Annotated in this window: 8 protein-coding genes; 6 read left to right on the top strand and 2 right to left on the bottom strand. The window is 71.4% G+C overall.

What is annotated here, in order from left to right; all coding sequences use genetic code 11:
• Positions 1 to 694 precede the first annotated feature (694 nt).
• Both AC0693_RS13810 and AC0693_RS13805 read left to right on the top strand, forming a co-directional pair.
• Positions 695 to 1,459, top strand: a complete 765-nt coding sequence (locus tag AC0693_RS13810) for a thioesterase II family protein (protein WP_469319315.1) — start codon at positions 695 to 697, stop codon at positions 1,457 to 1,459.
• 112 nt (positions 1,460 to 1,571) lie between these two features.
• On the top strand, positions 1,572 to 4,415 hold the full coding sequence (locus tag AC0693_RS13805) for a helix-turn-helix transcriptional regulator (RefSeq protein ID WP_478801870.1): 2,844 nt from the start codon (positions 1,572 to 1,574) through the stop codon (positions 4,413 to 4,415).
• A gap of 121 nt (positions 4,416 to 4,536) precedes the next feature.
• Here the strand turns inward: AC0693_RS13805 and AC0693_RS13800 are convergent, their stop codons facing one another.
• Together AC0693_RS13800 and AC0693_RS13795 are read right to left on the bottom strand one after the other, a co-directional pair.
• Positions 4,537 to 5,169 carry a response regulator transcription factor gene (locus AC0693_RS13800; RefSeq protein ID WP_356408386.1) on the bottom strand — a complete coding sequence of 211 codons (633 nt, stop codon included), beginning with the start codon at positions 5,167 to 5,169 and terminating at the stop codon, positions 4,537 to 4,539.
• Positions 5,162 to 6,463: a sensor histidine kinase gene (locus tag AC0693_RS13795; RefSeq protein WP_469337441.1), complete on the bottom strand. Its 1,302-nt coding sequence runs from the start codon at positions 6,461 to 6,463 to the stop codon at positions 5,162 to 5,164. Before AC0693_RS13795 ends, AC0693_RS13800 begins: the two co-directional genes overlap by 8 nt.
• A 156-nt stretch (positions 6,464 to 6,619) precedes the next feature.
• Here AC0693_RS13795 and AC0693_RS13790 point away from each other — a divergent pair, with 156 nt between their 5' ends.
• The 4 genes from AC0693_RS13790 to AC0693_RS13775 all read left to right on the top strand — a co-directional run.
• Entirely contained in the window at positions 6,620 to 7,216 is a 597-nt protein-coding gene (locus AC0693_RS13790) for a hypothetical protein (protein WP_469337439.1), read from the top strand.
• 40 nt (positions 7,217 to 7,256) lie between these two features.
• Entirely contained in the window at positions 7,257 to 7,757 is a 501-nt protein-coding gene (locus AC0693_RS13785) for a PH domain-containing protein (protein WP_356408377.1), read from the top strand.
• Entirely contained in the window at positions 7,754 to 9,298 is a 1,545-nt protein-coding gene (locus AC0693_RS13780; RefSeq protein ID WP_478801869.1) for a PH domain-containing protein, read from the top strand. The genes AC0693_RS13785 and AC0693_RS13780 overlap by 4 nt, the downstream gene beginning before the upstream one ends.
• Positions 9,299 to 9,580: 282 nt before the next feature.
• Positions 9,581 to 17,739: type I polyketide synthase (locus AC0693_RS13775; RefSeq protein WP_478801868.1), on the top strand; the 8,159-nt coding region annotated here is incomplete at its 3' end.

Here is a 17,739-nt window from a genome sequence, read left to right as displayed (position 1 = left end):
AGGGGTGCACGTGGACAACCGACCGACGGACCCGGCTGTCAATCGACCGGTGGACAAGAGTCAACGCGGGTGACGCCCGGGTGGCTGCGCACGGGCCCGCGATCCGTGGTCGTCGGGGTCGGCGCGCGGTGGGCCGATCGCCGCAGCATCAGCAACGATGCGTTCCACCGGACCCGGACCGGGATTCCCTGAGGAGACCTGCCCGAACGCTACGGAACCACCCACCGTGCCCCGGGTTGCTCGCGAAGTCTCCCGTGGAGGTCTCCCGTGAAGCGGGGGCGTGAAGCGAGGGCGTGAAGCGAGGGTGTGAAGCCCGCAATGTTGCAGTTCGTTCAAGAAATGAGCGAACACCCGGCACGGTGGTCTCGTCTACGTGGCTGAATGTGTTCCCCACCAGGTCGCTTCCGCCGCTGCATTAGAGCCATCGGCCCGTCTGGCTCGACCGGCCATAAGGGCCTTGTGGACCCGGTGCGCCCCGCTGCCCGACGTGTGTGGCCAGGAATCGCCCCCACTGCGCACGTTGTCGTCCGGCTGATTTCCAGTCCTCGTAGGGGGCAAATGTAGGGGTACTGGACGTAGGGGGAGCTCTGCTAGACATGGGGCAAACGGAACGCCTGTACGGATGTAGTCGCAATGTCCGGGTCTGACGGACTGTCGCGCTGTGCCCGGACAAGAACACGGAGTTTTCATCCCCTTGATCGACAATCAGAACGCCGACGCCTGGATCCGCCGCTATCAGGCCGCGGACGACGCTGCGATCCGGCTCGTCTGCCTGCCGCACGCGGGCGGATCCGCCTCCTTCTACTTCCCCATGGCCCAGGCACTGGCGCCCGCGGTGGACGTCCTGTCCGTGCAGTACCCGGGACGACAGGACCGCCGGCACGAGCCCTGCATCACCGACATCGGTGTCTACGCCGACGCGTTGACCAGCGCACTCCTGCCCTGGGCGGACCGCCCGTTGGCCCTGTTCGGTCATAGCATGGGCGCCGTCCTCGCCTTCGAGGTGACGCGCCGCCTCGAACGCGACCACGGCATCGTCCCGGTCCACATCTTCGCCTCGGGCCGGCGCTCGCCCTCCAGCCACCGCCCGGAGACCGTGCATCTGCGCGACGACGACGGCATCGTCGCCGAAATGCGCGAACTCAGCGGTACCGACGCCGCCATTCTCGGCAACGAGGAAATCCTGCGCATGGTGCTCCCCGCCATACGGAGCGACTACACGGCCATCGAGAACTACCGCGCCGCTCCCGAGCACACGGTGAAGACCCCCGTCACCGTGTTGACCGGTGAATCCGACCCGCGCACCAGCCGCGAGGAAGCCGAAGCCTGGGAAGGCCACACCCTCGGTGGATTCGACCTCCGGAGTTTCCCCGGTGGCCATTTCTTCCTCGCCAAGCAACAGCCGCAGATCTTGAAGATCGTTTCCGAAGAGCTCGCAGCAGCCACCCGGAAGGGCTGAGCCGGTCGCCGGGCGGGCCGCGCGAACCGCCGCCCGCCCGGCGACCGCGAGGAACGCAGGACCCGGTGCACCGCCGGGCGCACATCCGAACACCCCCGGTGAAGGGAACGCAGTGGTTGCAAGGTTCGTCGAGCGTGAGAAGCAGTGGGAGACGCTGACCGACCTGCTCGGGAGCGCCCGCCGTGGCCGTGGCCGCGTCGCTGCCATCAGCGGGCCGATCGCCGTGGGCAAGACGGCCCTGTTGGAGCGCTTCACCGAGGAGGCGGTCTCCGACGGTGTGCTGGTCCTGGAGGCTGCCGGATCCCGCGCCGAGCGCTACCTCTTGTTCGGCATCCTGCGCCGGATTCTCGACGGCGCCGCCGCCTTCGATCCCGCCGTCCACGCCGAGGCCACCGCCCTCCTGGACGGCGTCACCGCCCAGGCCGTGGACAGCGGCGACACCGCGGCGGCCGTCGAGGCCGGCATGCGTGTCCTGCCACACGTCTGCGCCTCCCTCCTGCGCATCGCCCGCGACCGCACTGTCCTCATCACCGTCGACGACGTCCACCACGGCGACGAGCTCTCCCGCGCCTTCCTGCTCTGCCTGGCCCGCCGCGTCCGCCAGTCCGGCGTCCTGATCGTCCTCACCGAGGGCGTTCGACTGCTACCCGCCCAACTGGCCTTCCATGCCGAACTGCGCCGCCAGCCCCACTGCACCGCCATCCGCCTGCCGCTGCTCTCAGCGGAAGGCACCGCGCGCATCCTGTCAGGCCCCTTCTCCACGGCGGCCGCACGGCTCGCCGTCGACTGCCACGACACCACCGGCGGAAACCCGCTCCTCGTCAAGGCGCTCCTGGAGGACGGACTCGCCGCCCTCGGCGACAGCGAGCCCTTCCAGCCGCTCGCCCCCGCCGAAACCTTCGAACGAGCCGTCCTGGACTGCCTGCACCGCGGCGACCCCGACCTGCTGGCCGTCGCCCGTGGCATCGCCGTCCTCGGCGACGCCGCCCCGGCGGCCCTCGTCGCCCGTATCACCGACGTGCACGTCCGCGCCGTCGAACTCGCCGTCCAGGACCTCACCCGCTGCGGCCTCCTGCACGGCGGATCGTTCCGCCTGGCGGCCAGCCGCGCCGCCGTCCTGGCCGCGGCCCCGCCCGGGGCGCTGTCCGCGCTCCACCAGCGTGCCGCCCGCCTCCTGCACGAGGAGGGCGCCGCGGCCCTCGACATCGCCCGCCACCTCCTGGCCACCCGCAAACCGGTCGAGGAATGGGCGATAGCCGTCCTACAGGAGGCGGCCGAGCACGCGCTCGTCGAGGACGACCCCCAGCTCGCCCTGAGGTGCGGCGAACTCGCCGTCGACTCCTGCCCCGACGGCTCGCGCCGCACCGCCCTGAAGTCCCGCCTCGTCAGCATCGTCTGGCGCAGCAGCCCGGGCGCCGCCGAAGGACACCTGCGCCAGCTGTCCCGCGAGTTCTGCGCCGGCCGCCTCAGCGACCAGGACCTGTTGCACGCCGTGAGCTGCCTCGCCTGGATGGGCGAGGCCCGCCAGGCCGCCGAGGCCGTACGGGGCCTGCAGGCCGCCGCGCAGCAGGCCGAGGAGGCCGGGCAGCCCATCGCCTACGCCCCCGACACCCTCGCCGCCGCACAGAGCTGGCTCTCGCTGGTCAGCCCCCCGGTCCGCGAGGCGTTCCCCGCCGACGGCCCCGCCCGGGCCGAGCCCGCCGCCCACGGTGCCGCCCCCTACGACATGCCCGAGGACGCCCACCTGCCCGCCGCCGAGGCCCTGCGCACCGCCCTGCGCGGCGGCCCGGGCGACGCGGCCGTCGCCGAGGCCACCCGGGTGCTCCAGCGCTACCACCTCAGCGACCGCACGCTCACCCCCCTCGTCCTCGCCGTCCTTGCCCTGATCTACGCGGGTGACCTCGACCTCGCCCTCACCTGGATCGACCGGCTCCTCGCCGAGTGCTCCGCCCGCAACGCCCCGACCTGGCACGCCGCCCTCGGCGTCGTGCGCGCCGAAGTCGCCCTTCGCCAGGGCGACCTGCCCGGCGCGGCCGCCCAGGCCCGGCAGAGCATGTCGCTGATCTCCACACAGTGCTGGGGCGTCGGCATCGCCCTGCCGCTCGCCGTCCTCATCGAGGCCGAGACCCAGATGGGCAACCTCGACGAAGCGATGGCCCTGCTCGAACAGCCCGTACCCGAATTGCTGTCGGAGACGCAGTTCGGCCTGAACTACCTCCGCGCCCGGGGCCGTTGCCACCTCGCCACCGGCCGCTACCACGCTGCCCTGCGCGACTTCCTCACCTGCGGCGAACTCATGCAGGCCTGGGGCATGGACGCCGCCGAACTGGTCCCCTGGCGGCTGGACGCCGCCGAGGCCTGGCTCGCCATCGGCAACGTAGCCCGCGCCCGTGAGCACGTCGAGCAGCAGAAGCAGCGCGAGACCGGCCCCTGCGGCGTGCGACCGCGCGGACCCCTGCTGTACGCGCTCGCCCGGACCAGCGGCGACCTCACCTACCGGCTGAAGCGGCTCACCGAAGCCGTCGAACTCCTCGAACAGGGCGACGACCGGCTCCAACTCGCCAAGGCCCTGGGCGAACTGGGCAGCGCCCACCGCGCCGCGGGGGACTACAACCGCGCCCGGATGTTCGTCCGCAAGGCCTGGCACGTCGCCAAGTCCTGCGGGGCACAGCCCCTGTGCCAACAGTTCACTCCCGGCCAGGTCGACGGAGAGCCCGTCACCGTCGGGCGCGAGACGGAACCGCCCCGGGAGGCGGAGGTGCTCTCCGAGGCGGAGGCGCGGGTGGCCCTCCTCGCCGCCCGCGGGGACACCAACCGGGAGATCGCCACCAAGCTGTACGTCACCGTCTCCACGGTCGAACAGCACCTGACCCGGATCTACCGCAAGCTGAAGGTCAAGCGGCGCCGGGACCTGCCGGCCCGGCTGTGGGACCTCAACCTGACGGGGATCGCCTGAACCCGTCGGCCCCGGCCGCGGCCGCGCACGCCCTGCTCCCACCGGGGCCGTCCCGCGCCCGGCCGGAGCACGGGATCGCTGCGCGCCGGACACGGGCCGGCAGGCCCCCGGCCGGGGCCCGTCAGGACAGCAGGCCCCGCTCAAGGGCCGTCATCACCGCGGCCGTGCGGTCCGACACCGACAGCTTCTTGAACGCCCGCAACAGGTGCGTCTTCACCGTCGCCTCGCTGATGAACAGCAGGCGCCCGATGTGCGCGTTGGTCAGCCCCTGCCGGACCAACTGGAGCACCTCCCGCTCCCGCTCCGACAGCACCGGTGCCTCCACCACCCGCGCCCGGAACAGCTTCGGCGCCAGCGACGGCGTCAGCACCGTCTCGCCGCGCGCCGCCGCCTTCACCGCGTGCACCAGCTCCTCGCGGGAACTGCCCTTGAGCAGGTACCCGGCCGCACCGGCCTCCACCGCCCGCAGAATGTCCGCGTCGTCCTCGTACGTGGTGACGATGACGACCCTGGTGCCCGGCGACTCCCGCAGGATGTGGCCCGTCGCCGTCACCCCGTCCATCGCGCCCATCCGCAGGTCCAACAGGACGATGTCCGGCCGCAACCGCGCCGCCAGAGGCACCGCCTCCTCACCCGAACCCGCCTGCCCCACGACACGGATGCCCTCGTCCAGCTCCAGCATCGCCGACAAGCCCTCCCGGACCACCGGATGGTCGTCGACCAGCATCACCCCGATCGGGCCGCGCTCACTCATCGTCGGGCTCCTGCCCCACCGGGCCCAGCGGCACCGACACCTCGATGACCGTGCCCGTTCCCGGGCCGCTGCTGACCTGTGCCATTCCGCCGATCTCCTCCACCCGGGCACGCATCCCGCGCAGCCCGAAGCCGCTCTGCCCGCCGCCCGCCGCGTCCCGCGGAACGTCCGGCGAAGTGTCCGGCACGAAGCCGGGGCCGTCGTCGCGGACCACGAGCCGTACCGCGTCCGGTGCGTACGCCACCAGTACCTCCACCCTACGGGCGCCCCGCGCGTGCTTGCGCACATTGGCGAACGCCTCCTGCGCGGAGCGCAGCAGCACCACGCTCACCGCCATCGGCAGCGGCTGCTCCTCGCCCCGCGCCGTGCACCGCACCACCAGGCCCGTCTCCTCCTGGAGCAGATCGGCCTGCCGGTGCACAGCCTGCACCAGCGAACTCTCCCGCAGCGGCGGCGGGGTGAGCGCCGAGACGAAACCGCGGGCCTCCCCCAGACTGTCCTGGGCGACCCGCCCGGCCAGCCCGAGCCGGCTGCGGGCCCGCTCCGGATGGGCGGCCACGTCCGACTCGGCGGCCTGCACCAGGCCGATGATACTGGTCAGGCTCTGCGCCAGCGTGTCGTGGATCTCCCGCGCAAGCCGCTCCCGCTCCGCGGAGATCCCCGCCTGATGCGACAGTTGGGCCTCCCGCTCACGGCTGCGCCGCAACTCGGCGATCAGCTCCGCCCGGTCGGCGCTCTGCCGCACCACCCGCGTGATCCACAGGCCGAGCAGCACCGACAGCGCGATCCCGAGCAGCGAGATCGGCAGCACCGAGAGGATGTGCGGATCGAACTCCCCACCCTGCAGCCACACCACCGTCACCGGCCACAGGTTCGCCAGCACCACCAGCACGATCGCGGGCGGCGTCGACAGGCTCATCATCAGCATCGGCACCACCGCGAACAGCGCGAACGAAGCCGCCAGATCGAGCAGGCCGGCCGCGGCGAACAGCACGAACAGTCCGACGGAGAACACCGCGCTCTGCCGGTGCCTCGACCGGTTCATCATCAGCCGCCGCCCGAGCCCCGCGTACCAGGGCACGATCAGGGTCAGCGCACCGACGGACAGTGCCCGGTGGGTCTGGCTCTCGGCGGACGTGAAGAGCAGAATGACGGTGACGAGGTAGGAGATCGCGAAGTAGCCGTCCCACAGGCCGAACCAACGGCTCCCGGAATCGGGGCCGTAGCTCGCGGCCCGCGGGGTCGGCCCCTCACCCTTCGTCCCTGCCTGCGTCTCCTCGGGATGTGTGTGCACGGCACCAGTCCTACCACGACCCCGCACGTGTCCATCGATCGGTGGACAGCCGGTCCCACCGATCGGTCGTCCCGCCACCCGCAGCGCCCCGCCTACCGTGGGATCCAAGAAGAAGCGAGGGGCTTCGAGGAATGCGGGAAGGGCGGGTTCGGGCACGTGGGCCAGTTCACGACGGCACTCATCACCTGCGGGTCGATCCTGGCCGTCATCCTCGCGACGGATTCCGGCAACCGGCGCATCACCGCCGTGAGGACCACGATCCCCACACTGGTGGCCGTCCTCGCCGTCGCCGTCAGCGTGGACTCCTTCCCGACGGCGGGCAACGACATGTCGCTGCACCTCGCCGGGATCGGGATAGGGGCCATCTGCGGCCTCGTGGTGAGCTCCCTGCTCGGCGTTCACAGCGACGGGGCCGGGGACGTCCGCAGCACCGGCGGGCCAGGGCACGCGGCGGTCTGGATCCTGCTGTGCGCGGGCCAGATCCTCTTCGCCTACGGGTGCGAGAACTGGTTCGGCGCACGCATGACCCGGTTCACCGCCGACTACCAGCTCAGCGGCAGCGACGTCCTCATCAGCTCGCTCGCCCTGATGTCGCTGTCGATGGTGACGGCCCGCACCGCGGTGCTGCAGTCCCGGTTGCGGGCCGCCCGGGCCGCGAGCACCCCCGTCGCCGAAGCCGGCCCCGACGACACCGACACCGATGCCGATACCGATGCCGACCGCAGCCACCGACAACAGCGCGGTGCGCGTTGACCGGCGAGATCCACGACCGTTCAGGAACAAGGATGAAGCAGTGCTAGACAACCAAGAACTGACGCTCCGTCCGCCTCGCCACCGCGTCGACAGCCGCGCCGTCGGCTGGTGGACCCTCCAGTCGTCCCTCTTCGCCCTGCCGCTCCCGCTCGTCTTCGGCGTGCTCTGGCTCACCATCGCACCGGCCCGATTCGTCTTCGGCCCGCTCTTCCTCGTCGCCCTCGTCCCCGGACTCCTCTACATGGGCCTCATGCCGACCTGGCGCTACCGGGTCCACCGCTGGGAGGTGACCGACGAGGCCGTCTACGCCGCCTCCGGCTGGCTCTGGCAGCGCTGGCGGGTCGTTCCCCTGTCCCGCGTCCAGACCGTCGACATGCTCCGCGGCCCGCTCCAGCAGCTGTTCCAGCTCTCCGGGATCACCGTCACCAGCGCCTCCTCCGCGGGCGCCGTGAAGATCAAGGGGCTCGACCACGGCACCGCCACCGACCTCGTGGAACACCTCACCCGCTCCACCCAGGCCGTACCCGGTGACGCCACGTGAGCCCCGACGCCGCGGTGCGGCACACCACGGACCGGGCCTCCGACGACAGCTGGGGGCGCCTCAACCCCCGCCTGATCCTCGTCAACCTGAGCGTGCTGGCCGTCCCCCTGGCCACCTTCGGTGCCACCACCGCCCTCGCCGGCGGCAAGGTCACCCTCCAAGTCCTCATCACCTGCGCCTCGTTCCTCATCACCTGCCTCGTCATCTCCGGCATCAGCCTGATGCGGTACTTCACCACCCGGTACCGCATCACCGACGACCGCGTGGAACTCCACAAGGGGTACTTCTTCCGCAGCGAGCGGTCCGTCCCCGTCGACCGCATCCGCAGCGTCGACCTGACCGCCAAACCCCTCCACCGGATCTTCGGCCTCACCTCCCTGAAGATCGCGACCGGGGACCAGGGCTCCACCTCCGGCGGCCTGTCCCTGGAGGGCCTCGCCGTCAGCGACGCCGCAGCCCTCCGCCGCCAGCTCAGCGAACTGCGCCAGGCCCGCCACGGGTTCGCCCCGGCCGACCCCGCCGCCGACACCACCGTCGCCGAACTCGACTGGGCCTGGCTGCGCTACGCCCCCCTCACCCTCTGGGGCGTCGGCGGCGTCTTCATCGCCGTCGGCAGCGTCTACCGCACCCTGCACGAGTTGAAGGTCGACCCGCTGGAACTAGGCGTCGTCAAGGACATCGAGGCGCGCTTCGGCTCCGTGCCCCTGTGGTACGGCATCCTCGTCACCCTCCTCGTCATCGGCGTCATCGGCGTCATCGGCTCCACCGCCACCTTCATCGAGGGCTGGGGCGGCTACCGCCTCGACCGCGACGAACCAGGCATGGTCCGCGTCCGCCGCGGCCTGCTCATCACCCGCTCGGTCAGCATCGAGGAACAGCGCCTGCGCGGCATCGAAGTGGCAGAACCCCTCCTGCTGCGCTGGGCCCGCGGCGCCCGGGTCAAGGCCGTCGCCAGCGGCCTCGGTGACGAGGACGAGAACAGCAGCCGCAGCCGCCTCACCCCGCCCGTCCCCGTCGCCCTGGCCGAGGAGATCGCCGCCCGCGTCCTGGGCGAGAGCGCCTCCCCGACGACCACCGCCGACCTGGCCGCCCACCCCCGGGCCGCGCTGCGCCGCCGGATCAACCGCGCCCTGATCTGGGCCGTCCTGCTCGCCGCACCCTTCGTCGGCCTCGGCCTGTGGCTCACCCCGGTCCTCGTCCACACCGGCTGGATCACGGCCGTCGTGCTGTTCCCCATCGGCACCGCCTTCGCCTACGACGCCTACCGCAACCTCGGCCACGCACTGGACGGCCCCTACCTCGTCACCCGGGCCGGCACCTTCACCCGCCGCACCGTCGCCGTGCAACGCGACGGCATCATCGGCTGGTCGATCACCCGGTCCGCCTTCCAGCGCCGGGCCGGACTGCTCACCCTCGGCGCCGCCACCGCCGTCGGCGACGGCGTCTACAAGGTCCGCGACGTACGGGTCTGCGACGGCCTCGCCTTCGCCGAGGAGACCGTACCCGGCCTGCTGGCGCCGTTCATCGAACGCCGCCCCTAGACCAACTGGCGCACCCCCGGGAGGAGGAGGGACGGTCCCCGTGACCGCCCCTCCTCCTCTGCTTTCCGCTCTTGCGCCCAGAATTCATGCCGTGGAATTCTTGCAATTCTCCGCGCGCCGGGGGCATCATGATTCGATTGCGCCCGCAGAGTCGCCCAATACCCCCTGCCGGGACCCTGAATAGGGGCCCCTAGGGGAGCGATAGGGGTTTCTGCGGCCACTCTTCCGTGCCAGGGTCGTCTCTGGTCTCAGGTTTCTGTGCACGGAGTGATGGAGCGCACGATGTTGAACGAATCCCAGGATTTCGCAGCCGAAATCGACGGGTCCTCCCAGACGGGCGGAACCCAGGGTGAAACCGACAGCGTCACCGCCGCCGACCTCCGGGAAGGCTGGCGCGAACGCCTCGGCGGGCTGACCCCGGAAGAACAGCACACCGAGCTCCTCGCATGGGTCTCCTCGCTGGCCATCGCCGCCATGCGCGACTCCGCGCCCGCCAGCCTCGACCCGCACCGCTCCTTCCTCGACCTCGGCTTCGACTCCCTCGCCGCCGTCGACCTGCACGCGCGACTCGTGGCCGGCACGGGCCTGCTCCTGCCCGTCACCCTCGCTTTCGACCACCCCACCCCGCACCACCTCGCCCGCCGCCTCCACACGCAGCTGCTGGGACTGACCGCCCCCGCCGAGGCCCCGGTCACCGCCGCGATCAGCAGCGACGAACCGATCGCCATCGTCGGCATCGGCTGCCGCTTCCCCGGCGGGGTGAATTCCCCGGAAATGCTCTGGGAACTCGTCGCCGACGGCACCGACGCCATTTCGGAATTCCCCACCCGGCGCGGCTGGAACCTCGATTCCCTGTACGACGCCGACCCCGACCGGTCCGGCACCACCTACACCCGGGAAGGCGGATTCCTTCACGACGCCGACGAATTCGACGCCGCTTTCTTCGGGATCTCCCCGCGCGAGGCCCTCGCGATGGACCCGCAGCAGCGCCTGCTGCTGGAGACCTCCTGGGAGGCCTTCGACCGGGCCGGCCTCGACCCCGCCGGGCTCCGCGGCGGCCAGGTCGGCGTGTTCGTCGGCGCCGAGACCCAGGAATACGGCCCCCGCCTGGAGGACGCCGCGGACGGCTTCGAGGGCTACCTCGTCACCGGCAACGCGGCGAGCGTCGCCTCCGGGCGCATCGCCTACACCTTCGGCTTCGAAGGCCCCACGGTCACCGTCGACACCGCCTGCTCCTCCTCGCTCGCCGCCCTGCACCTCGCCGTCCAGGCCCTGCGCACCGGCGAATGCACCCTGGCCCTCGCCGGCGGTGTCGCGGTCATGGCGAGCCCCGGCTCCTTCGTCTCCTTCAGCCGCCAGCGCGGCCTCGCCCCCGACGGCCGCTGCAAGCCCTTCGCGGCCGCCGCCGACGGCACCGCCTGGGGCGAGGGCGCGGGCATGCTCGTCGTCGAGCGCCTCTCCGACGCGCGCCGCAACGGCCACCAGGTGCTGGCCGTCGTCCGCGGCACCGCGATCAACCAGGACGGCGCGAGCAACGGCCTGACCGCCCCCAGCGGTCCCGCCCAGCAGCGCGTCATCCGCCAGGCCCTCGCCAACGCCGGCCTGAGCCCCGCCGACGTGGACGTCGTCGAGGCCCACGGCACCGGCACGAAGCTCGGCGACCCGATCGAAGCCCAGGCGCTGCTCGCCACGTACGGGCAGGGCCGTCCCGAGGGCCGGCCGCTGCGGCTCGGCTCCCTGAAGTCGAACATCGGCCACACCCAGGCCGCCGCCGGTGTCGCAGGCGTCATCAAGATGGTCATGGCGATGCGGCACGGCATTCTGCCCAGGACCCTCCACGTCGACGCGCCGACCCCGCACGTCGATTGGGCGGCCGGATCCGTCGCCCTGCTGACCGAGGCCGTGGACTGGCCGCCCTCGCCCGACGCACCGCGCCGGGCGGGCGTCTCGTCGTTCGGCATGAGCGGCACCAACGCCCACGCCATCATCGAGGAGCCGGAGACCGCGCCCACCGGTGCGCCGGACGACTCGGCCATCGAGCCCGGGCACGGAACGGCGCAGCTGCCCGGCCCGCTTCCCTGGGCCCTGTCCGCCAAGACCCCCGAGGCCCTGCGCGGCGCAGCCCGCCGCCTCGGAGACTGGATCGACACCCACCCGGACGCCACCCCCCTCGACCTCGGCCACTCCCTCGCCACCACCCGAGGCCGCTTCGACCTCCGCGCCGTGGTCCTCGGCGACGACCGCACCGCCCTCCAGCACGCCCTGCGCTCCCTCGCCGACGGGATCGACGCACCCGCCGTCGTCCACGGCGCCCCGGCCGCCGGCCGCTCCGCCGTCCTCTTCACCGGCCAGGGCAGCCAGCGCCTCGGCATGGGCCGCGAGCTGTACCTGTCCCACCCTGTGTTCGCGGACGCCCTCGACAACGCCGCCTGGTACCTGGACGAGCAGCTCGAACTCCCCCTGCTCGATGTCCTGTTCGCCGCCGAAGGCACACCCGCCGCCGCCCTCCTGCACCAGACCGCATACACCCAGCCCGCCCTCTTCGCGATCGAGGTGGCGCTGTTCCGCCTCGTCCAGTCCTGGGGACTGCGGCCGTCGTTCGTCGCAGGTCACTCCGTCGGTGAGATCGCCGCAGCGCACGTCGCGGGCGTCTTCTCGCTGGAGGACGCGTGTGCGCTGGTCGCTGCGCGCGGTCGCCTGATGCAGGCGCTGCCGGGTGGTGGGGCAATGATCGCCGTCCAGGCCGCGGAGGACGAGATCCTGCCGTTCCTGACGGCGGGCCGGGTCAGCATCGCCGCCGTCAACGGACCGCAGGCCGTCGTGATCGCCGGCGACGAGGACGCGGTCGTCACCATCGCCGAGGCCTTCGAGGCCCAGGGCCGCAAGACCAAGCGCCTCACCGTCAGCCACGCCTTCCACTCCCCGCACATGGACGGCATGCTCGACGAGTTCCGCCGCGTCGCGCAGGTCCTGGAATACGGCACTCCCACTCTGCCCGTCGTCTCCCTCCTCACCGGCACCACGGCCACCGCCGCCGAACTGGCCGACCCGGAGCACTGGGTCCGGCACGTCCGCGACGCCGTCCGCTTCCTCGACGGCGTACGCACCCTGCGTGCCCGCGGCGCCGACTCCTTCCTCGAACTCGGCCCCGACCCCGTCCTCACGGCCATGGCCCAGGACTGCCTCCACGCTGCCACCGAAACCCAGGGCACCGCTGCATCGGTACCCGTCTTCGCCGCCGGACTGCGCGCTGGCCGCCCCGAGGCCGCCACCCTGCTCGACGCCGTCGCCCGGATGTTCGTCCAGGGCGCGGACGTGGACTGGGCCGCCTTCTACGCCGGTACGGGCGCGCAGCGGGTGGATCTGCCGACGTACCCCTTCCAGCGCCGGCGCTACTGGATGAACGCCCGCCCCGAGACCACCGAGCAGGCCACCGCCGGGTCGCGCGGGACCGACCCCGCCGACAGCGAGTTCTGGGACGCCGTCGAACACGAGGACGTGGCCGCGCTGGCCGCTGCCCTCGAACTGGACGCGGACGCAGACCAGCCCCTGAGCGAGGTGGTCCCGGCCCTGTCGGCGTGGCGCCGCCGGGTACGGACCCAGTCGGAGGTCGACGGCTGGCGGTACCGGGTGTCGTGGAAGCCGCTGGCGGCTGTGTCTGCTGGTGGGCTGGATGGTGAGTGGTTGGTCGTGGTGCCGGCTGGTGGTGTGGATGACACTGCGGTGGTTGCTGCGCTGGGTGCTGGGGTGCGTCGGGTTGTGGTGGATCCGGGAACGGACCGCGCTGGGCTGGTTGAACTGCTGGCTGGTGCCGGTGTGGGCTCTGTGGCTGGTGTGGTGTCGTTGCTGGCGCTTGATGAGGTGGGTGGGCTTGTTGCTACCGCCGCTTTGGTGCAGGCGTTGGGTGATGCTGGGGTGGGGGCGCCGTTGTGGTGCCTGACGCGTGGTGCGGTGAGTGTGGGCCGTTCCGACAAGCTTGTGTCTGCTGTTCAGGCGCAGGTGTGGGGTTTGGGTCGGGTGGCGGCTCTGGAGGTTCCGGAGCGTTGGGGTGGTCTGGTCGACCTTCCCGAGGTGTGGGACGAGCGGGCCATGAGCCGGCTGGTTGCGGTCCTGGATGGTGTCGAGGACCAGGTGGCGGTGAGGTCCTCTGGTGTGTTCGGTCGTCGTCTGGTGCGTGCGGCGAGGGCTGGGGGTTCGTGGTCGCCGTCGGGGACGGTGCTGGTGACGGGTGGTACGGGTGCGTTGGGTGGGCGGGTTGCTCGTTGGCTGGCTGGTGCGGGTGTTGAGCGTCTGGTGCTGACCAGTCGCCGTGGTCCGGATGCTCCTGGTGTGGCTGAGCTGGTGGCCGATCTGGGTGTTGATGTGTCTGTGGTTGCTTGTGATGTTTCTGATCGCGGGGCGTTGCGGGAGCTGTTGGCTGCCGAGGCCGGCGCGTTGACGGCTGTGGTGCATACGGCTGGTGTGCTGGATGACGGTGTGCTGGATGCGTTGACGCCGGAGCGGTTCGAGAGCGTGCTGCGGGCCAAGGCCACCTCCGCGCTCAACCTCCATGAGCTGACGGTTGAGCTGGGGATCGAGCTCGATGCCTTCGTGCTGTTCTCCTCCATGAGTGGGTCGATCGGTGCTGCTGGTCAGGGCAACTACGCGGCTGCGAATGCTTACTTGGATGCCCTGGCAGAGCAGCGGCGTGCGGCTGGTCTGGCCGCGACGTCCATCGCCTGGGGTCCGTGGGCCGAAGGCGGTATGGCCGCCGACGAGGCGATGGATGCGCGGATGCGGCGCGAGGGTGTGCCGCCGATGGCGCCCGACTCGGCGATCGCCGCTCTGACGCAGGCCGTTGGCTCTCCCGAAGCCGCCCTGACCGTCGCGGACATCGACTGGGAGCGCCTCTCCGACGTCGTGGCGGCCGTCCGTCCCAACCCCTCGCTCGCCGACTTCACGCACCGACCCACTGCCGCCGTCACCGGTCAGGGGACCGTGGTCACAGGCGCCGACGTCGCCGGAGGGGCGTTCGCGAAGCTGGCCGAGCTGCCCCGGGCCGAGCAGGAGCGCGAACTGCTCGGCCTGGTTCGTACGCACGTCGCCGCGGTCCTCGGGCACGACGGTGTGGAGGAGGTGGGCGCGGAGCGCGCCTTCAAGGAGCTCGGCTTCGATTCCCTGTCCGCGGTCGACCTCCGCAACCGACTCGGCGCGGCCACCGCGCTTCAGCTCCCCACCACCCTCGTCTACGACTACCCCACGGCCTCGGCCCTCGCGGAGTACCTGCGCGGGGAACTGACGGGCGCCGCTCCCGAGGCCGATACCTCCTCGGACCGTGCCGTAGCGGCGGACGAGGACCCGATCGCCATCGTGGCCATGAGCTGCCGCTTCCCCGGCGGTGTGCGGACGCCTGAGCAGCTCTGGCAGCTCCTTTCGGAAGGCACCGACGCCGTCGCCGAGTTCCCCGCCGACCGTGGCTGGGACCTGGACCGACTCTACGCGGCGGCCCCGGACCAGCCCGGGACCTCGTACACCCGCGAAGGCGGCTTCGTCTACGACGCAGCGGACTTCGACGCCGACTTCTTCGGGATCTCGCCCCGCGAGGCCCTTGCGATGGACCCGCAGCAGCGCCTGCTGCTGGAGACCTCCTGGGAGACCTTCGAGCGGGCCGGCATCGACCCCGCCGTGCTCAAGGGCAGCCGCGCCGGTGTCTTCGTCGGCACCAACGGCCAGGACTACCTCTCCTTGGTCGCGGGCGACGCCGAGGGCCTGGAGGGGCACGTCGGTACGGGCAACGCGGCGAGCGTCGTCTCGGGCCGCATCTCGTACGTCTTCGGCCTCGAAGGCCCGGCGATCACGGTCGACACGGCATGCTCGTCCTCGCTGGTCGCCCTGCACCTGGCCGTTCAGGCCCTGCGCCAGGGTGAGTGCACCCTGGCGCTCGCCGGTGGTGTGACCGTCATGTCCACCCCTGACGCGTTCATCGATTTCAGCCGTCAGCGTGGGTTGGCGCAGGACGGTCGGATCAAGGCTTTCGCGGCTGGTGCGGACGGGACCGGTTGGGGTGAGGGTGTCGGCATGCTGCTCATGGAGCGGCTGTCGGATGCCCGGAGGAACGGTCACCCGGTCCTCGCGGTGGTGCGGGGTTCGGCCGTCAACCAGGACGGTGCCAGCAATGGTCTGACGGCCCCGAACGGGCCTTCGCAGCAGCGTGTCATCCGCCAGGCGCTGGCGAGTGCGGGGCTCTCGGCTGCCGACGTGGACGCGGTCGAGGCGCACGGTACCGGTACGCGGCTCGGTGACCCGATCGAGGCGCAGGCGCTGCTGGCTACGTACGGTCAGGAGCGCGAGGACGGCCGTCCGCTGCTGCTCGGTTCGGTGAAGTCGAACATCGGTCACACGCAGGCCGCCGCGGGTGTGGCCGGTGTGATCAAGATGGTGCTGGCGATGCAGCACGGGGTACTGCCCAAGACCTTGCACGTCGACGCTCCCACCCCGCACGTCGACTGGTCCGCGGGTGAGGTCGAGCTGTTGACTGAGCTCCGCGAGTGGCCCGGGACGGGTCGCCCGCGCCGGGCCGGTGTGTCCTCCTTCGGCCTGAGCGGGACGAACGCCCACACGATCATCGAAGAGGCCCCGCCGCTCGATGGCGGGGCGACGGCAGCCGGTCACCGGACAGGGACCGGGATCGCAGCCTCTGTCCTGCCCTTCGTTGTCAGCGGCAAGGGAACGGACGCGTTGCGCGCCCAGGCCGAACAGCTCGTGTCCTGGCTGGCGGATAACCCGCAGGCAGCTGCCGCCGACGTCGCGCGCTCCCTCGCGGCCGGACGGTCCGCCTTCGAGGCCAGGGCCGTTCTGGTCACGCAGAACGCGGACCGCGAAGAGCTGCTCACCGGACTGCGCGCCCTTGCGGCGGGCGCGCAGGTGCCGGGCCTGGTCCAGGGCACGGTGTCCGGGGAAGGGCTGGCCTTCCTGTTCACGGGTCAGGGCAGCCAGCGACTGGGGATGGGGCGTGAGTTGTATGACGCCTTCCCTGCTTTCGCGGATGCGCTGGATGCGGTGTGTGCGCGGTTCGATCTGGATGTGCCTTTGCGGGATGTCCTCTTCGGTGCGGATGCGGAGCTGCTGAACCGTACGGAGTGGGCGCAGCCGGCGTTGTTCGCGGTCGAGGTGGCGCTGTTCCGTCTCGTCGAGTCGTGGGGTGTGAAGCCGGACTTCGTGTCGGGTCATTCGATCGGTGAGATCGCGGCCGCGCATGTCGCGGGTGTGTTCTCGCTGGAGGACGCGTGCACGTTGGTGGCTGCGCGGGGGCGTCTGATGCAGGCGCTGCCGGGTGGTGGGGTGATGGTGGCGGTGCAGGCGTCGGAGGACGAGGTCCTGCCGCTGTTGAACGAGCGGGTGAGCATCGCTGCGGTCAACGGTCCGCAGTCGGTGGTCGTTGCCGGTGACGAGGACGCCGTGCTCGCGGTGGTGGAGGTGTTCGCCGACCGCAAGAGCAAGCGGCTCACCGTCAGCCATGCGTTCCATTCGCCGCACATGGACGGGATGTTGGAGGACTTCCGTGAGGTGGTGGCGGGGTTGGAGTTCGCCGCTCCGCGGATTCCGGTTGTCTCCAACCTGACGGGTGCGCTGGTCTCGGACGAGATGGGTTCGGCGGACTTCTGGGTGCGGCACGTCCGGGAGGCGGTTCGCTTCCTCGATGGTGTGCGGGCCTTGGAGGCCGCGGGCGTGACGACGTTCGTCGAGCTGGGGCCGGACGGTGTGCTGTCGGCGCTGGCCCAGGAGTGTGTGACGGGCGATGCGACTGCCGGGTTCGTGCCGGTCCTGCGCGCCGGGCGGCCGGAGGCGGAGACCGCGGTGGCGGCTCTGGCGCAGGCGTACGTGCGCGGTGTGACCGTCGACTGGTCCACCTTGCTTGCTGACGCGGGTACCGGTCGGGTGGAGCTGCCGACGTACGCCTTCCAGCGTCGCCGCTATTGGCCCGAGGCCGCCCTGTCGAGCGGCGGTTCGGCCCCAGTGCAGGCGGTCGACGCGGTGGACGCCCGGTTCTGGGACGCGGTCGAGCGCGGAGATCTCGCCTCGCTGGTCGCGGAGCTGGAGGTCGACGACGACGCGAGTTTCAGTGAACTCGTCCCCGCCCTGTCGGCGTGGCGCCGCCAGACGAAGGAGCAGGCGCAGGTCGACTCCTGGCGTTACCGGGTGTCGTGGAAGCCGCTGGCAGCGGCGTCTGCTGGTGGGCTGGATGGTGAGTGGCTGGTCGTGGTGCCGGCTGGTGGTGTGGACGACACTGCGGTGGTCGCCGCGCTGGGTGCTGGGGTGCGTCGGGTTGTAGTCGATCCGGGCATGGACCGTGCTGGGCTGGTTGCACTGCTGGCTGGTGCTGGTTCGGTGGTTGGTGTGGTGTCGTTGCTGGCGCTGGATGAGGTGGGTGGGCTTGTTGCTACCGCCGCTTTGGTGCAGGC

The sequence above is a fragment of the Streptomyces sp. NPDC043876 genome (assembly GCF_056435825.1).
Note: the sequence above shows the minus strand (reverse complement) of the source record. Positions and strands in the feature narration are given on the sequence as shown.

Coding starts and splice junctions, on each gene's coding strand:
- AC0693_RS13800 (WP_356408386.1), bottom strand. CDS start 5,169: ATGAGTGAGCGCGGCCCGATCGGGGTGATGCTGGTCGACGACCATCCG.